At 69.4% G+C, this 19,058-nt stretch carries 21 protein-coding genes; 12 read left to right on the forward strand and 9 right to left on the reverse strand.

What is annotated here, in order from left to right:
• Positions 1–60: 60 nt before the first annotated feature.
• Positions 61–651 carry a sirohydrochlorin chelatase gene (locus E7742_RS17960; protein ID WP_254699056.1) on the reverse strand — a complete coding sequence of 197 codons (591 nt, stop codon included), beginning with the start codon at positions 649–651 and terminating at the stop codon, positions 61–63.
• A gap of 168 nt (positions 652–819) precedes the next feature.
• Positions 820–1,125 carry an urease subunit gamma gene (locus E7742_RS17965; protein ID WP_137800184.1) on the reverse strand — a complete coding sequence of 102 codons (306 nt, stop codon included), beginning with the start codon at positions 1,123–1,125 and terminating at the stop codon, positions 820–822.
• Positions 1,126–1,471: 346 nt separating this feature from the next.
• Between E7742_RS17965 and E7742_RS17970 the strand changes: the two genes are divergently transcribed.
• From E7742_RS17970 to E7742_RS17990, 5 genes are all read left to right on the forward strand, one after another.
• A complete protein-coding gene (locus E7742_RS17970) occupies positions 1,472–3,076 on the forward strand; it encodes an ABC transporter substrate-binding protein (RefSeq protein WP_137800185.1) in 1,605 nt (534 codons plus the stop codon).
• Positions 3,077–3,153: 77 nt separating this feature from the next.
• On the forward strand, positions 3,154–4,107 hold the full coding sequence (locus tag E7742_RS17975) for an ABC transporter permease (RefSeq protein WP_137801288.1): 954 nt from the start codon (positions 3,154–3,156) through the stop codon (positions 4,105–4,107).
• Positions 4,100–4,936 (forward strand): ABC transporter permease, encoded by an 837-nt coding sequence (locus tag E7742_RS17980; protein WP_137800186.1) that lies wholly within the window; start codon positions 4,100–4,102, stop codon positions 4,934–4,936. The genes E7742_RS17975 and E7742_RS17980 overlap by 8 nt, the downstream gene beginning before the upstream one ends.
• Positions 4,933–5,862, forward strand: a complete 930-nt coding sequence (locus E7742_RS17985; RefSeq protein WP_137800187.1) for an ABC transporter ATP-binding protein — start codon at positions 4,933–4,935, stop codon at positions 5,860–5,862. The genes E7742_RS17980 and E7742_RS17985 overlap by 4 nt, the downstream gene beginning before the upstream one ends.
• A complete protein-coding gene (locus E7742_RS17990) occupies positions 5,859–6,527 on the forward strand; it encodes an ABC transporter ATP-binding protein (RefSeq protein WP_137800188.1) in 669 nt (222 codons plus the stop codon). Before E7742_RS17985 ends, E7742_RS17990 begins: the two co-directional genes overlap by 4 nt.
• Here the strand turns inward: E7742_RS17990 and E7742_RS17995 are convergent.
• On the reverse strand, positions 6,502–7,068 hold the full coding sequence (locus E7742_RS17995) for a dihydrofolate reductase family protein (RefSeq protein WP_137800189.1): 567 nt from the start codon (positions 7,066–7,068) through the stop codon (positions 6,502–6,504). The genes E7742_RS17990 and E7742_RS17995 overlap by 26 nt on opposite strands.
• A gap of 74 nt (positions 7,069–7,142) precedes the next feature.
• On the opposite strand from E7742_RS17995, the gene E7742_RS18000 reads away from it, so the two are divergent.
• Positions 7,143–7,712, forward strand: a complete 570-nt coding sequence (locus E7742_RS18000; RefSeq protein ID WP_137800190.1) for a TetR/AcrR family transcriptional regulator — start codon at positions 7,143–7,145, stop codon at positions 7,710–7,712.
• Between the two features lie 40 nt (positions 7,713–7,752).
• On the opposite strand, the gene E7742_RS18005 is transcribed toward E7742_RS18000, so the two are convergent.
• The 3 genes from E7742_RS18005 to E7742_RS18015 all read right to left on the reverse strand — a co-directional run bounded on the left by E7742_RS18005 (position 7,753) and on the right by E7742_RS18015 (position 10,534).
• A complete protein-coding gene (locus tag E7742_RS18005; RefSeq protein ID WP_175420522.1) occupies positions 7,753–9,315 on the reverse strand; it encodes an acetyl-CoA hydrolase/transferase family protein in 1,563 nt (520 codons plus the stop codon).
• Positions 9,316–9,480: 165 nt separating this feature from the next.
• Positions 9,481–9,807 (reverse strand): branched-chain amino acid transporter permease, encoded by a 327-nt coding sequence (locus E7742_RS18010; RefSeq protein ID WP_137800192.1) that lies wholly within the window; start codon positions 9,805–9,807, stop codon positions 9,481–9,483.
• Positions 9,800–10,534: an AzlC family ABC transporter permease gene (locus E7742_RS18015; RefSeq protein WP_137800193.1), complete on the reverse strand. Its 735-nt coding sequence runs from the start codon at positions 10,532–10,534 to the stop codon at positions 9,800–9,802. The genes E7742_RS18010 and E7742_RS18015 overlap by 8 nt, the downstream gene beginning before the upstream one ends.
• A 79-nt stretch (positions 10,535–10,613) precedes the next feature.
• On the opposite strand from E7742_RS18015, the gene E7742_RS18020 reads away from it, so the two are divergent.
• The gene (locus tag E7742_RS18020) at positions 10,614–11,048 is read left to right on the forward strand and encodes an Lrp/AsnC family transcriptional regulator (protein WP_137800194.1); all 435 of its coding nucleotides are present in this window, start codon (positions 10,614–10,616) and stop codon (positions 11,046–11,048) included.
• Between the two features lie 423 nt (positions 11,049–11,471).
• Positions 11,472–12,335, forward strand: a complete 864-nt coding sequence (locus E7742_RS23540; RefSeq protein WP_254699057.1) for a M23 family metallopeptidase — start codon at positions 11,472–11,474, stop codon at positions 12,333–12,335.
• A gap of 69 nt (positions 12,336–12,404) precedes the next feature.
• Here E7742_RS23540 and E7742_RS18030 read toward each other — a convergent pair whose 3' ends face one another.
• From E7742_RS18030 to E7742_RS18040, 3 genes are all read right to left on the reverse strand, one after another.
• Positions 12,405–13,943: an acyl-CoA synthetase gene (locus tag E7742_RS18030; RefSeq protein WP_137800195.1), complete on the reverse strand. Its 1,539-nt coding sequence runs from the start codon at positions 13,941–13,943 to the stop codon at positions 12,405–12,407.
• 101 nt (positions 13,944–14,044) lie between these two features.
• Complete coding sequence (locus tag E7742_RS18035; protein ID WP_137800196.1) at positions 14,045–14,416, reverse strand: limonene-1,2-epoxide hydrolase family protein; 372 nt, start codon at positions 14,414–14,416, stop codon at positions 14,045–14,047.
• Positions 14,413–15,066 carry a TetR/AcrR family transcriptional regulator gene (locus E7742_RS18040; RefSeq protein WP_137800197.1) on the reverse strand — a complete coding sequence of 218 codons (654 nt, stop codon included), beginning with the start codon at positions 15,064–15,066 and terminating at the stop codon, positions 14,413–14,415. The genes E7742_RS18035 and E7742_RS18040 overlap by 4 nt, the downstream gene beginning before the upstream one ends.
• 199 nt (positions 15,067–15,265) lie before the next feature.
• Between E7742_RS18040 and E7742_RS18045 the strand changes: the two genes are divergently transcribed.
• The 4 genes from E7742_RS18045 (at position 15,266) to E7742_RS18060 (ending at position 19,053) form a co-directional block, all read left to right on the forward strand.
• Complete coding sequence (locus E7742_RS18045) at positions 15,266–16,453, forward strand: phosphotransferase family protein (protein WP_137800198.1); 1,188 nt, start codon at positions 15,266–15,268, stop codon at positions 16,451–16,453.
• A complete protein-coding gene (locus E7742_RS18050; RefSeq protein WP_137800199.1) occupies positions 16,453–17,613 on the forward strand; it encodes a hypothetical protein in 1,161 nt (386 codons plus the stop codon). Before E7742_RS18045 ends, E7742_RS18050 begins: the two co-directional genes overlap by 1 nt.
• A 202-nt stretch (positions 17,614–17,815) precedes the next feature.
• Positions 17,816–18,214, forward strand: a complete 399-nt coding sequence (locus E7742_RS18055) for a VOC family protein (protein WP_137800200.1) — start codon at positions 17,816–17,818, stop codon at positions 18,212–18,214.
• A gap of 104 nt (positions 18,215–18,318) precedes the next feature.
• On the forward strand, positions 18,319–19,053 hold the full coding sequence (locus E7742_RS18060; protein ID WP_137800201.1) for a polyprenol monophosphomannose synthase: 735 nt from the start codon (positions 18,319–18,321) through the stop codon (positions 19,051–19,053).
• Positions 19,054–19,058: the final 5 nt, after the last annotated feature.

Below are 19,058 nucleotides of genomic sequence, written 5' to 3' on the forward strand. Positions count from 1 at the left end.
AGCCGACTCCCGAGCGTCTCGGGAGTCGGTGTGGTGTTCGGGATGCGGTGGCCGGACGGCCTAGGGGCCGTGGCCGTGGCCGTGGCCGTGCGCGACGCCGGGTCCGTGGCTGTGCGCGAAGCCGTGCCCGTGCTCGGCGTCGAGCCCGGCGTCGATGCCGTCGTGCCCGTGCCCCGCCCCGTGCAGGGCCTCGGCCACCCGCGCCGCGACGACCCCGCGCAGCGCGGCGGCGCCCAGCAGGGGTCCGCCGTCGACGACGTCGTCCGCCTCCGCGCGTGGACTCGCGCCGAGCCACGCCGGGAGGACGGTGATCCGGTCCGCGCCCAGTCGGCGACACCGCTCGACACCCGTGTCAACGTCGGGATCCCCGCCCAGCAGGCCCACCTCCACCAGGTGCGCAGCCCCGAATTGCCGCACCAGGCGGGCGATTCGGAACAACTCCGCGTCCGCGAAGGGATCGGCCACCGGCGCGGTGACCAGCACCGCGTCGGCCGCTGTCGCCACGGCGCGGCCACGCAGCCATCCGATCAGGTGGTCCGCCGACCCCAACGGCGCAGCGAGAATCGGCGGCGACGAATCCGGTTCGCTGCGAGCCCAACTCAGCGCTCGAGCGGTGTCCGCGATCAGTGCCGGATCACGACCGAGCGTCATGGGCACTACGCAGAGCGGGTCCGGAGACCACCCTCGAACGGCGGTGATCACCTCCGTCAGCGCGCGCCCACGGGCGACGACGGTCCAGGACGGATCGACAGCTTGCAGGTACGCGGGGTCGGGACACTCGTGACCACACGCGAGGATCACGTTCACGGCGGCCACGGCTCACCCGCCGATCGGGTCGTGGCACGACACCAGCTTGGTGCCGTCGACGAAAGTGGCCTCCACCTGGACCAACCGGGTCATGTCCCGGACGCCGGGCATCACGTCGTCGCTGGTCAGCACCAGCCGGCCCAGCTGCATGCACTCGGCCACGGTGCGGCCGTCGCGGGCGCCCTCGACGACGGCCTCGCTGATCAGTGCCACGGCTTCGCCGTAGTTGAGTCTCAATCCCCGGCCGCGCCGGCGCCGTGCGAGGTCGGCCACGACGTGGATGTGCAGCTTGTCCATCTCGCGGGGACTCAGGTTCATGCGGGCACTGTCCGTTCTCATCCCTGGGGATGCCTCGTTGGTGGGTGCCGCGAGCCAGGAGAAGCGAGCGGAAACGATCCGGTCGCGAGCGCGTGCAGCAGCTTCGGTTCCTGGAATCTGGCGGCGCCCAACATCTTACAGATTTCTCGCGAGCTATCAAAGACAGCCCACCTCGTGGGAAGACGCTGCTGGGAGGGGGTCCGCCATCGCGTTGCGCTCGGAATATGGCCGTAGCGAGTCGAATTCGTCGGGCCGGACTTGCGCGCTACTGCTACCTTCTCATCTGAACAGCCCCTCAGATGTCGTCGGGCTCGTCGCCTTTCCACAGCCACCCTCCGGGAGGGTCATGAAACTCGTTCCAGCTCTTGCCGTTTTCACACTCGTGCCGATTGCCCTGGTCGCGTGCACCGCCCCGGCGTCGCCGCGAGGCGGCGACGGCACCGCCCTGGTCCTCGCCGACGGGTACGAACTGGGCAACTACAACCCGGTCGCCGGGTTCGGTGAGGCGGGCGAGGCCAAGGTCTACGACGGACTCGTCCGGCTCTCCGGCGGCCAGGACACCGGCATCCCGGCACTCGAGCCGGCGCTGGCGGCGACGCTGCCGGTGCCGGACACCGACGCGCGGGTGTGGACGGTCGAGCTCCGCGAGGGAGTCCGTTTCGCCGACGGCACCACGTTCGGCCCCGAGGACGTGGTCGCGACGTATCGGGCGATCCTCGATCCCGCGTCGGCGTCCCCGCTGGCCACGTCCTACGCGATGCTCGAGTCGGTGGCGGCCACCGGTCCCCACACCGTCGAGTTCCGGTTGGCGTACCCGTACGCGCCGTGGCCCACCAAGCTGCTGCTCGGCATCGCGCCGTCCGAGCGGTTGACGGGCGGGCCCGCCGAACAGTCCTCCCTCAACAGCGAACCGGTGGGCACCGGTCCCTACCGCCTGGTCGCGCTGCGCCCGGACCAGGCCGTCTACGAGGCCAACGAGGACTACTGGGACGGCGCACCGCAGGTGAAGAAGCTCACCGTGGTGTACGTGCCCGACGACAACGCGCGCGCGCAGCGGATGGCGGCGGGCGAACTGGACGGTGCGAACGTCCCCCCGCTCCTGGCGAACACGTTTGCCACCCGCGACGGGTACGAGGTGGTGGCCAACACCTCCGCGGACTGGCGCGGCGTGACGTTGCCGGCGGGTGATCCGGTCGCCGCCGACCCGGCGGTGCGGGCCGCTCTCAACCTGGCGGTCGACCGCGAGGCGATGGTCGCCAACATCCTCGGCGGCCACGGCCGGGCCGCGTACACCCCGGTGCCCGAGGTCTACGGCGACGCCTACGAGCCGTCCGCCACCTTCCCGTTCGATCGTGCGCGCGCCAAGCAGGTGCTGGGCGACGCCGGCTGGGCTCCCGGCCCCGACGGCGTCCGCGTCAGGGACGGCGTCCGCGCCGAGTTCACCGTCATGTACTTCCCCCAGGACACGTTGCGCCGCGACTTGTCCCAGGCGTTCGCGTCCGACGCGGCGCGGATCGGAGTCCGGGTGAACGTCGAGGCGGTGGACCGCGCGGTGTTCCCCGACCAGTTGGCCACGAAGGCCGGGCTGCTCGGCGGCGGTGATCTGCCGTACGACCCGGACACCCAGCTGTACTCGACACTGCACTCGTCGTACGCGCAACCGGGCGTCGGCAGCGGGTACGACAACGCGTCCGGCTACGTGAACCCCGACGTCGACCGGGCTCTCGACGACGCGCGGCGCAGCATCGACCCCGCCGCCCGCGCCGCCGACTACCGCGCGGTGCAGACCGCGTACGTCGCCGACCCGGGCTACGTGATGCTGGTGTTCCTCGATCACACGTACATGCTGCGCAGCAGCGACTGGACCGGCCGGGCGCCGATCCTCGAGCCGCACAGCCACGGCGTCGACTGGGGACCCTGGTGGAATCTGCGGGAGTGGACCCGCCCGTGACGACGACGTCCGCATGCGCTCCGGCGACGGACGCGGCGCCGCCCCGCCGCCGGACGCGGCGCCGCCGCGTCGCCCGGATGGCGGTGCGCCGGGTCGCCTTCGCGGTGCCCCTGATCGTGGTGGTGTCGGCGGCGCTGTTCGCGCTCGCGTCGCGATCACCGTTCGATCCCCTCGCCGGCTATCTCGGCGACCGCTACACGACCACCAGCGACGCCGACCGCGCCCGGCTGGCCGCCGAACTGGGCCTGCACGACCCGTGGTGGACCACGTACGGGCACTGGGTGGGCGGCCTGCTGTCCGGAGACCTCGGCACCTCCAGAAGCCTGGGGCAGCCGGTCGCGACGGTGATCGCCGAACGCCTGCCGTGGACGTTGCTGCTCACCTGCGTCGGCCTGGGCATCGCGATCGTGGTCTCGTTCGCCTCGGGCGTGTGGTCCGGGGCGAGGCCGGGAAGCGTGCCGGATCGAGTGGTGGCACCGCTCGCCGCGGTCGTGCAGGCCACCCCGCCCTTCGTGCTGTCCCTCGGCGCGGTCGCGGTCTTCGCGCTCTCGCTCGGCTGGCTGCCCGTCGCCGGTCTCACCGACGCCGGCGCCGATCCCACGCTCGGCCAGGTGGCCGAGCACCTCGTGCTGCCGGTGACCGTGCTGGCAGTCTCCCAGGTGCCCTGGCTCGCGATGTCGGTACGCCGGTCGGTGCGCGATGCGATCGGATCCGACGCGGTGCGCGGCGCCCGGGCCCGCGGGATTCCGGAACGAACGATCCTCCTCCGGCACGTGGTCCCGGTGGCGCTGGGACCGTTCGCGACCGTGATCGGCCTGCGTCTGCCGGAGATCATCGTCGGTGCGGCGATCGTCGAGGAGGTGTTCTCGTGGCCCGGGATCGCCGGTGCCGTCGTCACGTCCGCACGCGAGCTCGACTTCCCGCTGCTCGCGGCGCTCACCGTGGGCACCACCCTGATCGTGCTGCTCGGATCCCTGCTCGCCGATGTCGCCCTGACGCTCCTCGATCCGCGGGTGAGCTCCGATGGGTAGATCCGCGCGTCCCGACCGGCGGCTGCTCGGTTCCGCCGTCGTGCTGGCCGCCGTCGCCGCGTACGCGATCCTGGTGCCCTGGCTCGCCGGAGTCGACGACCGGCTCACCGACTTCGCCGACGCGCGCCTGGCCCCGGGTGCCGAACACTGGTTCGGCACCGACAATGCCGGACGTGACCTGTTCGTCCGGGTGGCGGCCGGCCTTCGGGTGTCGTTGCTGATCGCCGCGGTGTGTGCCGTCGCGTCCACCGTACTGGGCACCGGGATCGGCGTTGTCGCGGCATCTTTCGGCGGCCGGACCGACCGCGTCGTGATGCGCGTGGTCGACGGGGTGAACGCGCTCCCCCACCTGCTGCTGGGCATCGTGATCGTGGCACTGTTCCGAGGCAGCATCCCGGCGATCATCGCCTCGATCGCGCTCACCCACTGGACGCAGGTGGCGCGTATCGCGCGTGCCGAGGTTCTCGGCGTGCGCGGCCGCGAGTACGTCGACGCCGCCCGCCTCGCCGGCGCAGGACGCCTGCACCTGATGCGATACCACCTGGCCCCCGCCGCGGCGGGTCAGGCCGTGATCGCGGTCGTCCTGCTGTTGCCACACGCCATCTGGCACGAGACGACGCTGTCGTTTCTCGGACTCGGCCTGCCCCCGCACCAGCCGTCGCTGGGAACGCTTCTGCAGGAGGCCCGTTCGACGCTTCTGCTGGGCGGCTGGTGGACGCTGGCGTTCCCGTCGCTCCTGCTGATCGCCGTCACACTCGCGGTCGCCGGGCTCGGCGCGACGCTGCGCGACCGCATCACCCCACCGATCACCGAGAGGACGCCGCGATGACCGCCGCACTCACCGTCGACTCGCTCACCGTCCGGATCCCGGTCGCCGGCGGCGTCGTGCATGCCGCCACCGACGTGGAACTGACGCTCGAGCCGGGCCGCACGCATGCCCTCGTCGGCGAATCGGGCTGCGGTAAATCGATAGTGGCGTCCGCCGTCTGCGGACTGCTGCCCACGCACGCGACGATGTCGGGCTCGATCCGCCTGACCGGCCGCGGCGACGCCGCGGTGGAGATCGTGGGCGCCTCCGAGCGGGTGCTGCGGACCGTGCGGGGGCGCCGGATTGCGCTCGTCCCGCAGTCCGCCGCCACCTTCCTGACGCCGGTCCGCACCGTCGGAGCGCAGTTGGACGAAACGCTGCGACACCTGGGCAGCCGGTTCGCCGCGGTGGAACTTCTCGACCGCGTCGGACTCGGCGCCGATTGCCGGGACCGATACCCGCACGAACTCTCCGGCGGAATGGCGCAGCGGGTGGCGATCGCGTTCGCGTTGGCGGGCGAGCCGGAGGTGATCGTCGCCGACGAACCGACGTCCAGTCTCGATCCCGTGCTCACCGAACGGATCCTGATGCTGCTGGACGCGTGCACGGCGGCCGGTGCTGCCGTCCTGCTGATCACCCACGACCTCACCGCCGCCCGGCGGCACGCCGACACCGTGTCGGTCATGTATGCCGGTCGACTCCTCGAATCCGGCCCGGCCGCAGCCGTTCTCGACGACCCGTGGCACGACTACACCGAGGACCTGTTGGCCGCCCTGCCCCGCAACGGGCTGCGCCCCATGCCGGGGTCGCCTCCCGAGCTGACCGATCTGCCCGACGAGTGCGTCTATCACCTGCGCCGGCCCGGCACCGCGTTCTCCGGCGGTTCGACGCACCTCGTACGTACCGGGGACCGTCTCGTGCGCACCAGGATCGGCGGTGGATCGTGAGTTTGCTCGCGGTGAACATCCGAGCCGGACACGACCCGGCGGTCCCAATCCTGGACGGCGTGGACATCGAGATTCCGCGCGGTCGGACGATCGGGTTGACCGGCCCGTCCGGCGTCGGGAAGACCACCCTGGCCCGGGTGTGCGCGCTGCTGCACCGGCCGTGGTCGGGTCGGGTGAGCGTCGACGGGACCCCGGTGGTTCGCCGGTCCGACGTGCCACCGGAGACCCGGCGCGCCGTCGCGATGCTGTTCCAGTCGCCGCGCCTGTCGACATCACCGCGGCTGACGCTCGAGCGGATCGTCGACGAGCCGCTGCTGCTCTCCGGCGCCGCCCGGAGCGAACGCGCAGCGACCGTCCACGCGGCCGCCGAACGTGTGGGACTCACCGCCGACCTACTGACGCGGCGCCCCCATCAGGTGAGCGACGGCCAGTTGCAACGTGCTTGTCTCGCACGAGCTCTGGTGCAGCGACCGCGCTACCTGATCTGCGACGAGATGACCGCCATGCTCGACCCCGCCACCACCGCATCCCTCGTCGCGGTATTGCGGGAGGAGACGGCGGCGGGGCTCGGCGTGCTCGCCGTCAGCCACGATCACGCACTGCTGCGCGCGTGGGCCGACGATGTCGTCGATCTTCCGCTCAGCGACGACGCGCGTACTCGGTGACCGTCACCCCGGATTCGAACGAGCGGGTGTCGACCGCGTCGAACGCACCGGGGCGGTACGTGCCGGGCGCGAACATCGGGATGCCGTTGCCGAACAGCACCGGATGGCGCTTGACGACCAGGCGGTCGATCTCGTCCACGAGCAGCGACGCGAGTACGCCGCCCCCGCACAGCCAGATGTCGGCGCCGGGCTGCCCCTTCAGCTCCCGCACGAGTTCCAGCGGGTCGGCTGCCGTCACGACCAGATTCTCGGCCGCGGCGGAGTTGCTGCGCGAGAACACGATCTGCCGCAGGTGGCGGTACGGGCTCGTCACGGCGGGCAGTCCCGCGGCGTAGGTGTTCCAGCCCATGAGCACCGTGTCGAATCCCGTGCACGGCTGCTCGATACCGAGGTGCGCGGCGCCGTCGGTGGGCAGCGCGTCGGCGAACCGGGCGAGGTCGGCCATGTGGTCGCCCTCGAGGTCGAACGCGTCGAACTGCCCGTCGGGTCCGGCGATGTAGCCGTCGAGGCTGGCGGCGACGTAGTACACGAGTTCACGCATTGCGACTCCAATCACTACAGATGTTGTGCAACGAAATGTACAACATCTGTAGTGATTCGGCTAGCATGTTCGCCATGGCACGCAACGACGAGCGTCGGCAGCTGCTCGCCGACGCGGGCTTGACGGTCCTGGCCGAACAGGGCGCCCGGGGCCTCACCCACCGCGCGGTCGATCGGGAGGCCGGTGTCCCGACGGGCACGACGTCGAACTACTTCCGCAGCCGTGACGCCCTCGTCGCGGGACTGGTCGAGCGCATCGGTGAGCGGTTGACCCCGGACGCGGACGTCCTGGCCGCGTTGGCCGAGCGTGAGCCGAGCCGAGAGCTGTTCGCGGACTACGTGCGCGACATCGTCCGGCGCCTCACCGCCAACCGCGCGGTGACGCTCGCACTGTTCGAGCTGCGACTCGAGAGCACACGCAACCCGGAAGTCGCGGCGCTGATGGCGGATTGGGGGCGATCCGGGTTCGAGGCGGACGTCGCCTTCAATGCCGCGGCCGGGCTTCCCGGCGGCGCCCGCGAGATCGCCCTGTTCCATTACGCCGTCGACGGGCTGCTCCTGGACCGCCTCACCACGCCGCTGCTGCCGGACACTCCGACGGACGAGATCGTCGACGACCTGGTCGCCGGGCTGCTCGGATCGTGAGCGACGGCCCTCGTGCCGGCCGAAACCGGCACGGACCCGGTCAGTTCCGCAGCATCGACCCCGTGGCTTCGAACCGCTGGTGGAACGCGAGCGACTCGCCGAGCAGGTGCGGCGTGTGTCCGGCCGACGGCGACCGCTCGGCCCGGTCCACGTAGTCGAGCAGCAGTGCCCGGTAGTCCGGATGCGCACACTTGTCGATCACGACGCGGGAGCGCTTGCGGGGCGACAGACCGCGCAGATCCGCCAGGCCCTGCTCGGTGACGAGCACCTGCACGTCGTGTTCGGTGTGGTCGACGTGGGGGACCATCGGCACGATCGACGAGATGGCACCGCCCTTGGCCGTCGACGGGCTCAGGAACATCGACAGGTAGCCGTTGCGGGCGAAGTCACCGGAACCACCGATGCCGTTCATGATCTTGGTGCCCATGACGTGCGTCGAGTTCACGTTGCCGTAGATGTCGGCCTCGAGCATCCCGTTCATCGCGATGATGCCCAGGCGGCGGACGATCTCGGGATGGTTGCTGATCTCCTGCGGGCGCAGCACGATGTGTTTGCGGTAGAACTCGATGTTCGACAGCAGCTCGTCGATACCCGCCTCGGACAGGGCGAGCGACGTGGCCGACGCGTACCGCACGGTGCCGTGCTTGATGAGGTGCAGCATCCCGTCCTGGATCACCTCGGAATAGCACGTCAGGCCCTTGTGCGGGCCGGCGTCGAGGCCCTGCAGCACCGCGTTGGCGACGTTGCCGATGCCGGACTGCAGCGGCAGCAGGCCGTCCGCGGTCAGTCTGCCCTTCGACACCTCGTAATCGAAGAAATCGAGCACGTGCGCCGCGATGGCTCGACTCACTTCGTCGGGCGCGGACAGGGGGCTGGCGCTGTCGCGGGCGTCGGTCTCGACCACCGCGACCACCTTGGCGGGGTCCACCCGCAGCGTGGGCTGCCCGATACGGTCCTCGACAGCGGTGAGCTGAATCGGTTTGCGGTAGGGCGGCAGCGCGGTGCCGTAGTAGATGTCGTGGATGCCGGACATCGCCTCGGGCACCCACGAGTTCACCTCGAGAATGATCCGGTCGGCGACGTCGAGCCAGGTCTTGTTGTTGCCGATCGACGCCGACGGAATGAGCTCCCCGGACTCGGTGACGCCGGCGACCTCGACCACCGCGACGTCGACGTTGCCGTAGTAGCCCTCCCACACCTGCTGCGCGACGTGCGAGAGGTGGATGTCGACGTAGTCCATCCGCCCGCTGTTGATGTTGCGGCGCGCCGTCGGCTCCGACTGGTACGGCATACGCAGCGAGATGCCGTCGACCTCGGCCAGCAGCCGCTCGGTGCCCGTGGACACCGAGGCGCCCGTCAGCAGGTTGATGGTGAAGTTCGCGCCGGTGCCCCGCACGGCGTGGATGCGGTCGGCGAGCGCGGGGATGATCGCCTTGGGGGTGCCGGCACTCGCGAAGCCACTGATCGCCACTGTGTCGTGCGGGTGGATGAACTCGACGGCCGCCGCGGCGGAGGTCACCTTCTCCCGGAACACCGAGCTGCGAATCCTGGTCGAACTCGGGGCCGAGCTCGACAGCGATCCGGTCTGATCCACGTGCGACATCACAGTGACAAGGCTAACGCTCGACACGCCGCTGAAATCGCGGACACAACCCATCGAAACGGCCGTGACGTGCGAATTCGGGCGGGGAGGTGCCCCACGGATCGGTGACGGAGCGCTTCTGTGCGACGAGCGCGCGCGTCACCGCGACGAGCTGCGTACTCCGGTTCAGCCGAACACCCAGTTCTGCAGAACCATGAATGCCACGGTGCCGCCGACGATACTGAGCAGCGCGTGCGATCGCCACAGGTGCAGACCGACCGTCACGGCGAGGGCGACGCCCGCCGGTGCCGAGGACGCGGGGGCGAGCGAGACGTCTCGCAGTGTGTAGATCGCGAGGACGAGCATGATGCCCACCGGCATGTGCGCGCCGAGGTAGTGGACGAGCGCCGACGAGCGCAGCGGTGCGATGACCGCGAACGGCACGGCACGCAGCGCGAAGGTCACGGCCATGATCACGGCCAGGGCGACGAGGATGTAGGAGACGTCAGGCATCCACGGCTCCTCGGCGACGCAGCCACAGGAAGCGGACGAGGAGCGCGGCGAGAAACAGGCTCATCGCGACGACGAGCATCTGGTCGCGAGCGATCACGAGCGCCGCCAGCGCGCTCAGCAGCGCCAGGACCGGGGTCGGAACATCTCGCCGCACCCGGAAAGCGTCCACCGCCAGCACCACGAACAGCGCGGTGAGCGCGAAGTCGAGCCCGGTGAGCTCCATCGGTAGCGCGCTCCCGGCGAGTGCGCCGACGACGCCGCCGAGCACCCAGTAGAGCTGACAGAACACCTGGATGAACAGAACTCGTCGGCTGCTCAGCGTCTGCGGATCCTTGGCGGCCGTCACCGCGTACGCCTCGTCCGTGAGCGCGTACATGCTGTACACGCGCGCAGCCTTTCCCCGGACGCGATGCAGCGGGAAGGACAGCGCGTAGAAGACGTGCCGAAAGTTCACGAGCAGCGTCGTCATCGCGATCGACGCCAGCGGGGTGACCGCCAGCACCAATCCGATCGCGAGAAACTCCAGAGAGCCGGCGTAGATCGTCACCGAGAAAATCGGCGCCCACCACCACGGGAAGCCGGACTGCACCAGCAACAGGCCGAACGCCAGGCCGAGAGGAAAGAGCCCGAAGCCGACCGACACGGTGTCCCGGGCGGCGGCGCGCAGGTCCGACCGTCGCGCGGTGGCCGAGATGTCGAGCTCCGGGTCGGTAAACGCGCTGGTCACGCCGCAATAATAGTGCGCTGAGCCTGGCAGTTGATTGCGAGTTATTGCCTCTTTCGGCGTCAGCGCGCAATATTCTGCTGTGGATGATCTCGATCGCGCAATATTGCGTGAGTTGCGGCGGAACGGGCGTCTCACCAACGCCGAGCTGGCTGACCGCGTCGGTCTCACGCCGTCGCCGTGCCTGCGCCGGGTGCGCCGGCTCGAGTCCGACGGCGTGATCGTCGGGTACCAGGCCGTCGTCGACCCGGACGCCGTGGGCCGCGGCTGCGAGGTGATCGTCAACGCCGAGATCGCCTCGCAGGACCGCAGGACCGTCGAGGAGTTCGAGTCCCAGGTGGGCGCCTTCGACGAGGTGGTCGAATTCCGCCGGATGATCGGACTCCCCGACTACTTCATCCGGGTCGCGGTCGCCGACCTCAACGCCTTCGAAGTCTTCCTGCGCACCAAGCTCATGGAGCAGCCCGCCATCTCCAAGATCGAGTCCCACCTCACGATGAAAAAGCTCAAGGGATAGGCGCTCCGCCCGCACCCGTCCGGTGAGATTGCGGTCACATCTCCGCGGTTCCCCGCCTCCGGGGCCTGCCGTTGCGTGTGTCGTGGACCGGCTGCTCGGTTTCTCGGCCGGCAGGTGCCGCGTCACAGTGACGTAATTCGTTCGCGCCGCCGTCGACTCGGCGGTATGACCTCCCATAACTCCGCCCCGGCGCTCATGCAACCGACCGGTACGACGGTCCGGAGACTGGACGGTGCGCAGCCTCGGCGGGGCGAAAAACACGCCTGACCTGCCAATACCGGCGACACCGGTCGGTTCTTACCACGTCACGATAAATTTTTGATCACGGTGGACGTGTCGATACCTGTTTGTTACCTTTCCGGCGATCGTTCCACGGTCGTCGTCCTCGCGGACCGACCCGAGACCACAAATGAGGTATCCACTGTGGCCGACAACCACAGCACGCCGAGCGTCGTCGCCCCGATCGCGCCCGCTCTCCGTCGCCCCTCCCTCCGACTCGCGGTCGTCGCCGCTGCGACCGGCGCCCTGGTCGCCGGCAGTGTCCAGGTGGGCGCCGCCACGGCGTCCGCTGCTGTTCTCCGGCCGTCCCAGGACGGCAACATCGCGCTGCAGCTGCCCGCCGGCCAGTTCCTGCCCGGCATCGACATCCCGGCGGCCGCCGATGCGAGCCTCTCCGTGTGGACGCCCGCGTCCGCCGCGAACTGGATTGCCGCACCCAAACTGATCGCCCCCGCGCCCGCCCCGGAGCCGCAGGCCGCACCCATGCCCGACCCAGTGCCCGCACCCATGCCCGACCCGGTGCCCGCGCCGATTCCGGACCCGGTGCCCGCGCCGGCGCCGGTCGCGGAACCTGTTCCGGCGCCCATGCCCGTGCCGGTCCTGCCCCCGCCCCCGCCGGCCGTCGTCCAGCCCGTCGCAGGCTTCCTGACATCGAGCTACGGCCCCCGGTGGGGCACCCACCACAACGGCATCGACATCGGCGCCAACCTCGGCACCCCGATCTTCTCGGCGGCCGGCGGGGTCGTCATCAACGCCGGTGCAGCCTCGGGATTCGGACAGTGGGTTCGCGTCCAGCACGACGACGGCACCATCACCGTCTACGGCCACGTCGACACGTACCTCGTGAGCGTCGGCGAGCGCGTCGCCACGGGACAGCAGATCGCCACCGTCGGCAACCGCGGTCAGTCGACCGGACCGCACCTGCACTTCGAAGCGTGGGCGCCCGGCGGTTCCCAGGTCGATCCGCTGATCTGGCTGCGCGACAGCGGAGTCGTCGTCACCTGGTAGGCCCGGGCCCGACGTCCCTCGGCCCGGCACCGGTTCCCTGGATGCCGGGCCGAGGCGTACGTCTACCGGTCAGACCGGATCGAGATCGCCGCGCAACGCGCGCTTGAGCAGCTTCCCACTCTGGTTCCGTGGCAGCGCCTCGACGAAGCGAATCCGCTTGGGCACCTTGAACGGTGCAATTCTCTCGCGCACGTGCCGGACGAGGACCTCGGCGGTGACCTCCTCCGGATCGGCGTCCTCACGCAGGACGACGACTGCCGTGACGGCCTCGATCCACTTCTCGTCGGGGACCCCGATCACCGCGACCTCCGCGACCCCGGGATGGGTGTAGAGGGCGTCCTCCACCTCCCGCGACGCGACCAGGATCCCGCCGGTGTTGATCACGTCCTTGATGCGATCGACCACCGTGATGTAACCACCGGCGTCGCGGGTCACCATGTCACCCGAATGGAACCAGCCGTCGCGGAACGCCTCTGCCGTCGCCTCCGGATTGTCCCAGTACCCGTTGCACAGTTGCGGAGAGCGGTAGAGGATCTCACCGGGCTCGCCGTCGGGAACGTCGTTGCCGTCGGGGTCGACCACCCGCGCCTCGACGAAGTAGACCGCGCGACCGCACGAGGACGGCCGGTCCTCGTGCTCGCCGGGGCCGAGCACCGTTGCGAGCGGACCGATCTCGGACTGTCCGAAGCAGTTGTAGAAGCCGAGCGCCGGATACCGCTCCCGTAGTCGTCCCAGCACGGTGACGGGCATGATCGACGCCCCGTACTGCGCCTTCTTCAGCGACGACAGATCCCGCGCGTCGAGGTCGGGATGCCCGGCGAGCGGCACCCACACCGTGGGCGCCAGGAACAGCGAACCGATCCGGTCGACCTCGATCCGCCGCAGGATCTCGGGAATGTCGGGGGACTGCATCAGGTGCACCGTCGCCCCGACGGACAGATAGGGCAGCATGAACACGTGCATCGCCGCCGAGTGGTAGAGCGGCATGCAGACCAGCGGATTGTCGTCGGCGTCCAATCCGAGCGCGATCACCGCCGACACGTACTCGTGCACCAACGCACCATGGGACATCATGGCGCCCTTGGGCTTCGACGTCGTCCCGGACGTGTACAGCAGTTGCGCCAGGTCACTGCCCGACGCCCGGACCCCGAGTTCCGGCAGGACGCCGGTTCGAACTGCGTCGACCAGCGCTCCTGCCTCGTCGCGCAACGGCACGACGTGCTCGACGTCGAGGTCCGCTCGGACCGCCTCGAGGCCGGCGCGCAGCGCGGGGTCCACCAGTACCGCCCGCGCGCCGGACTGCGCGAGCAGATAGTGCAGTTCGTCGCCGGTGAGGGCGTAGTTCACCGGAACGTGTACCAGCCCGGCCCGCGCGCACGCCAGGAACCCGATCACGTAGGCGTCGGAGTTGACGCCGTAGCCGGCCACGCGGTCGCCGGACCCGAGACCCAGTGCGAGCAGGCTTCCGGCGGCCCGGGTGACGGCGTCGTCGAGTTCGCGGTACGTCCAACTGCGGTCGCCGAACGTCAGCGCGGTGCGGCCGGGTTGCCTCGCGGCGGCCCGTCGGAGTATGCCGTCGACGGTGTCGGTGCGTGGATCCTCACTCATGTGACGCAGGTTATAGGGCGTCCAACTATCTCGTAAGGCCTTTCTTTCCCGCAGGCGGCTGTGTAGGTTCGCGCGCCCGACGGCTCGGGCCGCCCCCTGGGTCAGCCGCCGAACGCCGTCGTGATCGCCCCCATGTCGAAGTAGTCGCGCCACGCGGCGATCTTGCCGTCGACCACTTCGAAGACCCCCATGACCGGGAGCGCGGTCTCCTTGCCGAGACCGCGCAGGACGTCGGTGCGTTCGTTCATCACGATGCCACCGGCCTCGACCTGGCGATGGATCCGGAAGTCGATACCGTCGAACGCCGCCAGGAAGCCCCCGAGGAACTCCTCGATCGCGGCACGTCCCTTCACCGGCTCCATCGGAATGTTGTGGTACACCGCGTCTTCGGTGAAATAGTCCGCGATCACGGCGGGATCGGGGTCGGCCCACCGTCCACAGAACTCGGTGATCAGGTCGGCGGCTGCACTCATGTGTTCACTCCTCGTCCGGTGTTCGGTTCCAACTGTTCAGGAGAGGCGCCGTCCGCGCGGCGCGGCAGCACCCCGTTGAGCACGATGTCGACCAGGGACGCGGCCAGTGACGCCTGGTCCTGCACGTCGCGAGCGGACTGCGCGAAGATCGCCGCGCCCGCGACGACGTCGAGCAGGACGTCGGGGTCCACGCCCTCGCGCAGCTCGCCGGCCTCGATCGCCTGCGAGATCCGGCGCCCCAGTTCCTCCCGGATCACCTCGAGCTGGTCGGTCACCAACGTCTGGCGGAGGGTCGCGCTGCTGCGCCCCTCGGACATCAGCCCGGGTACCGCTTCCCGGGCCGCGGGGCTCCCGAAGAGGGCCACCGCGCCATGGGTGAGTCGTGCGATCTCCGCGCCGATCTCCAGATCGGAGACGTTCTCCGACTCCATCACCGGGTAGACCGCATCGTGCACGATGTGGGCCTTGGAGGCCCACCGGCGATAGATCGCCGGGCGGCCGACACCCGCCCGCGCCGCGATCGCGTCGATCGACGTGCCGGCATAGCCGCTCTCGACCAGAAGTTCCCTCGTCGCCCGCAGCACCGCCTCGTCGATCGCGGGATTGCGTTGCGGCCCTAGTCGATGCTGAGCACGCCGCTGCCTGGACATTCGATGAAACCCCTTGCATGGAAGTGTGACGGCCGTTACATTGTGTCACGTCATAGTCGATACGTCATGTATCGGCTATCGCGTTCCGTGTCCGCACCTCACCGCGGACCTCGACTGCCGCTGTGCCCGCTGTCCACGCTGTACCGCAACGAATCACACGCACGAGGTGCATGCCTCGACCGAGCGCCGAGAGGTCGCCATGAGTTTCGAGTACACGACCGACGACCGGGACTACTCCGAGCTGGCCCGTCCCGGGGAGTCGCGCACCGACCCGGCGCAGCTCGGTACTCGTCTGCAGCAGTGGCTGGGCACCAAGCTGCCCCCCGGCGCCGATCCCGAGGTCACCGACGTCGAGGTGCCGGCCGCGAACGGGATGTCCAACGAGACCATCCTCTTCGACGCCGTGTGGAACGAGGACGGTCAGCGGCGACATCACCGGCTGGTGGCCCGCATCGCCCCGGCGCCGTCGGGGGTGCCGATCTTCCCGTCCTACGACCTGGAGCAGCAGTATCAGGTGATCAAGGCGGTCGGTGCACATTCCCCCGTCCCGGTCCCGCACGTCTACTGGTCCGAGTCGTCGCCCGAGGCCCTCGGCGGAGAGTTCTTCGTGATGGAGCGACTCGACGGGCAGATCCCACCGGACGTGATGCCGTACAACTTCGGATCGTGGCTCTCCGAGGCCACGGCCGAGGACCGCCGACGCCTGCAGGACTCGTCGGTGCGCATTCTCGCCGACCTGCATGCGATAGCCGCTCCTGCACAGCTGTTTCCGAGCCTGTCCCCGGATCCCGGTGCCGAGGAGGTGACGGCCGATACGGCGTTGCGGACGCACGTGGCCGCCCAGCGCCGCTACTACGAGTGGGCGGTCGAGACCGGTCCGCGCTCACCGCTGATCGAGCGCGGCCTCGACTGGCTCGACGAACACCGGCCCACCGTCACGGGCCCGGCCGTGTTGTGCTGGGGCGACTCGCGGATCGGGAACATCATCTACCGCGACTTCGAACCGGTCGCCGTACTCGATTGGGAGATGGCCACTCTCGGGCCCCGGGAGTTGGATCTGGGGTGGATGATCTTCATCCACCGGTTCTTCGAGGATCTCGCCGGCATGGCCGGTCTGCCCGGTCTGCCCGACTTCCTCCGGCGCGGCGACGTCGTCCACACCTACCGCGAGATGACCGGGCACACGGCCACCGATCTGAACTTCTACACGATGTACGCGGCTCTGCGTCACGCGATCATCATGTTCCGCGTGCAGAGTCGCACCGTCGCGTTCGGCCAGGCCGACGCACCGGCGGATCCGGACGACATGATCTTGCACCGCAAGACGGTCGAGGAAATGCTGGCCGGTACCTATTGGGACCGCGTCGGCGGAACGGAGGTCGAGTGATGCTCTCCCCCATGGACGATTTCCCGGTCCACCAGATCGCCGAACCGATCCGGCACGTCGGCACGTCGGACCGGAACTTCTACGACCGCTACTACTTCAACTGCCACCCGGGCATCGACTACGACGGCGAACCGCTGTTCCTCATCGTGGGCCTGGGCCAGTACCCGAATCTCGGGGTGACGGACGGGTTCGCGGTGCTGCGTCGCGGCGACGACCACATCGTCGCCCGCGCCTCGAAGGCACTGGGTTCGGACCGCATGGACGTCGCAGTGGGGCCGCTGCGGATCGAGGTGGTCGAGGGGTTGCACCGGCTGCGTGTGGTGCTGGAACCGACGACCGAGGCGCCGGACCTGTCGTTCGACCTGACCTTCGAGTCGGACGTCCCGGCGTCGTTGGAGGCCAGGCACTTCCACCGTCAGCTCGAGCGCGTCACGTTCGACACCCAGCGGTTCGTCCAGACCGGACGGTGGAGCGGCACACTCACCGTGGACGGCGAGACGCTGTCCGCCACCCCGGACACGTGGCGCGGCAACCGGGACCGGTCGTGGGGTGTGCGACCGGTGGGCGAGGCGGAGCCGCCGGGTCGGCGCGGCGATCCTGCCCTCGCGGGAGAGCAGAACTTCTTCTGGATCTACACGATCATGCAGTTCGACGAGTTCTCGATCGTGGCGATCATGCAGGAGGACCGTCAGGGTCGCCGGATCATCGAGGATGCCACGCGGGTATGGACCGATCGCACCCGCGAGCCCGAATGGCTCGGCCGGCCCGAGCACGAGCTCTCGTTCGTCTCCGGAACCCGCGAGGTCGCGCACGCGACCCTCGAGTTCCATCGGCCCGGCGGTTACGGCAAGCCGGACGAAATCCTCACCGTCACCGTCGAACCGGTGCTCCCCCACTATCTCGGCGTCGGAACCGGTTACGGGCTGGAACAGGACTGGCGGCACGGTATGTGGCAGGGCGAACTCGTCGTCCAGGGACTGCGCGAGAAGGTCGCCGACATCGAGCCGTGGAAGAAGATGTTCTGTCCGGTCGACAACCTCAGCCGCTTCACACTGACCGAGAACGGCGCGCAGCACGTCGGTTCCGGCCTCTTCGAGGTCGGCATCATCGGCCCCTGCGACCGGTACGGCTTCACCGGCGTCGGCGACGTCGCGCCCTGACGCCGACGAAGAGCTTGTGGGCGGCTCGTTCCTCTCGAGGGCCGCTCACAATCCGCCCGGGCGGTCCTGACCCCGACCAGGACCCCGGGCGTTCCAATGCCGCGGAACCGCCGCCCACGCACACCGCCCGGCGGTACCGTCGGTTGGCGAACAGCAGTGCCCGCGTCCGACCCGACACCAGCGACGACCCCAGGAGCACCCCGTGGCCACTCGTCTCAACCCCTACATCAGCTTCGCCGGCACCGCCCGACAGGCGATGGAGTTCTACAAGGACGTGTTCGGCGGCACGCTGAACATGAGCACGTTCGGCGACATGGGGGCGCCCGTGGACGCCGACGGGATCATGCACGCGATGCTCGAGACCGACAGTGGCTACACGATCATGGGCGCGGACACACCGCCCGGTATGGAACATCGCGCGGGCACCGACATGGCCGTGAGTCTGAGCGGCGACGACGCCGTCCAACTGCGTGAATACTGGGACAAGCTGTCCGCGTCGGGCAGCGTGCAGGTGCCCCTCGAGCAGCAGATGTGGGGCGACACGTTCGGGTCGTGCACCGACCGGTTCGGTGTGACGTGGATGGTGAACATCACGGGGTAGGTGCCCGAATCCCCGGAAAACCCCAGGTAAGTTGCCTTCGTCTGCATTCATGACCACACTCGTTTTCTGCCGGGACGACAGCGTGTGATCACCAGGAAGGCATCATGGACAGCAGCTCGCCGAAGACGACCGTCGTTGTACCCACGTACAACGAACGCGACAATCTGCCGAAGCTCGTCGAGCGGCTGGCGGCGCTGGAGGTCCCCAACCTGCATCTGCTGGTCGTCGACGACAACTCCCCCGACGGCACCGGGGAGGTCGCCGAGAAGCTCGCGATCGACGGCCCGCTCCCCATCCGGGTTCTGCATCGCACCGTCAAGGACGGCCTCGGCCGCGCGTACGTGGCCGGCATGACCCGCGCGCTCGAGGACGGTGCCGACATCGTCATCCAGATGGACGCCGACCTGTCGCACCCCGCCGAGGTCATCCCGACGATGATCTCCACCCTCACCACGACGGACGCCGCGGTCGTCCTCGGCTCCCGGTACGTGCCGGGCGGCGCCGTCGCGAGCGACTGGCCGTGGCACCGCAAGGCCCTCTCGGCGTGGGCCAACTTCTACGTCAACGCGATCCTGCGACTCGGGGTCAAGGACGCGACCGCCGGGTTCAAGGCGTGGCACGCGCGCACCCTGAACGCCATCGACGTCGCGTCGATCAACAGCAACGGCTACTCGTTCCAGGTGGAGATGAACTACCGCACCACCAGCCGCGGCATGCGGATCGCGGAGGTGCCGATCACGTTCGAGGAGCGCATCGAGGGCGTGTCGAAGATGAGCTTCGGGGTCCAGCTCGAGTCGGCGCTGGTGCCGTGGAAGCTGCGGTTCGGTAAGAAGCGCTGAGCGCC

It is taken from the genome of Rhodococcus sp. SGAir0479 (assembly GCF_005484805.1).
Classification (GTDB): Bacteria; Actinomycetota; Actinomycetes; order Mycobacteriales; family Mycobacteriaceae; genus Prescottella.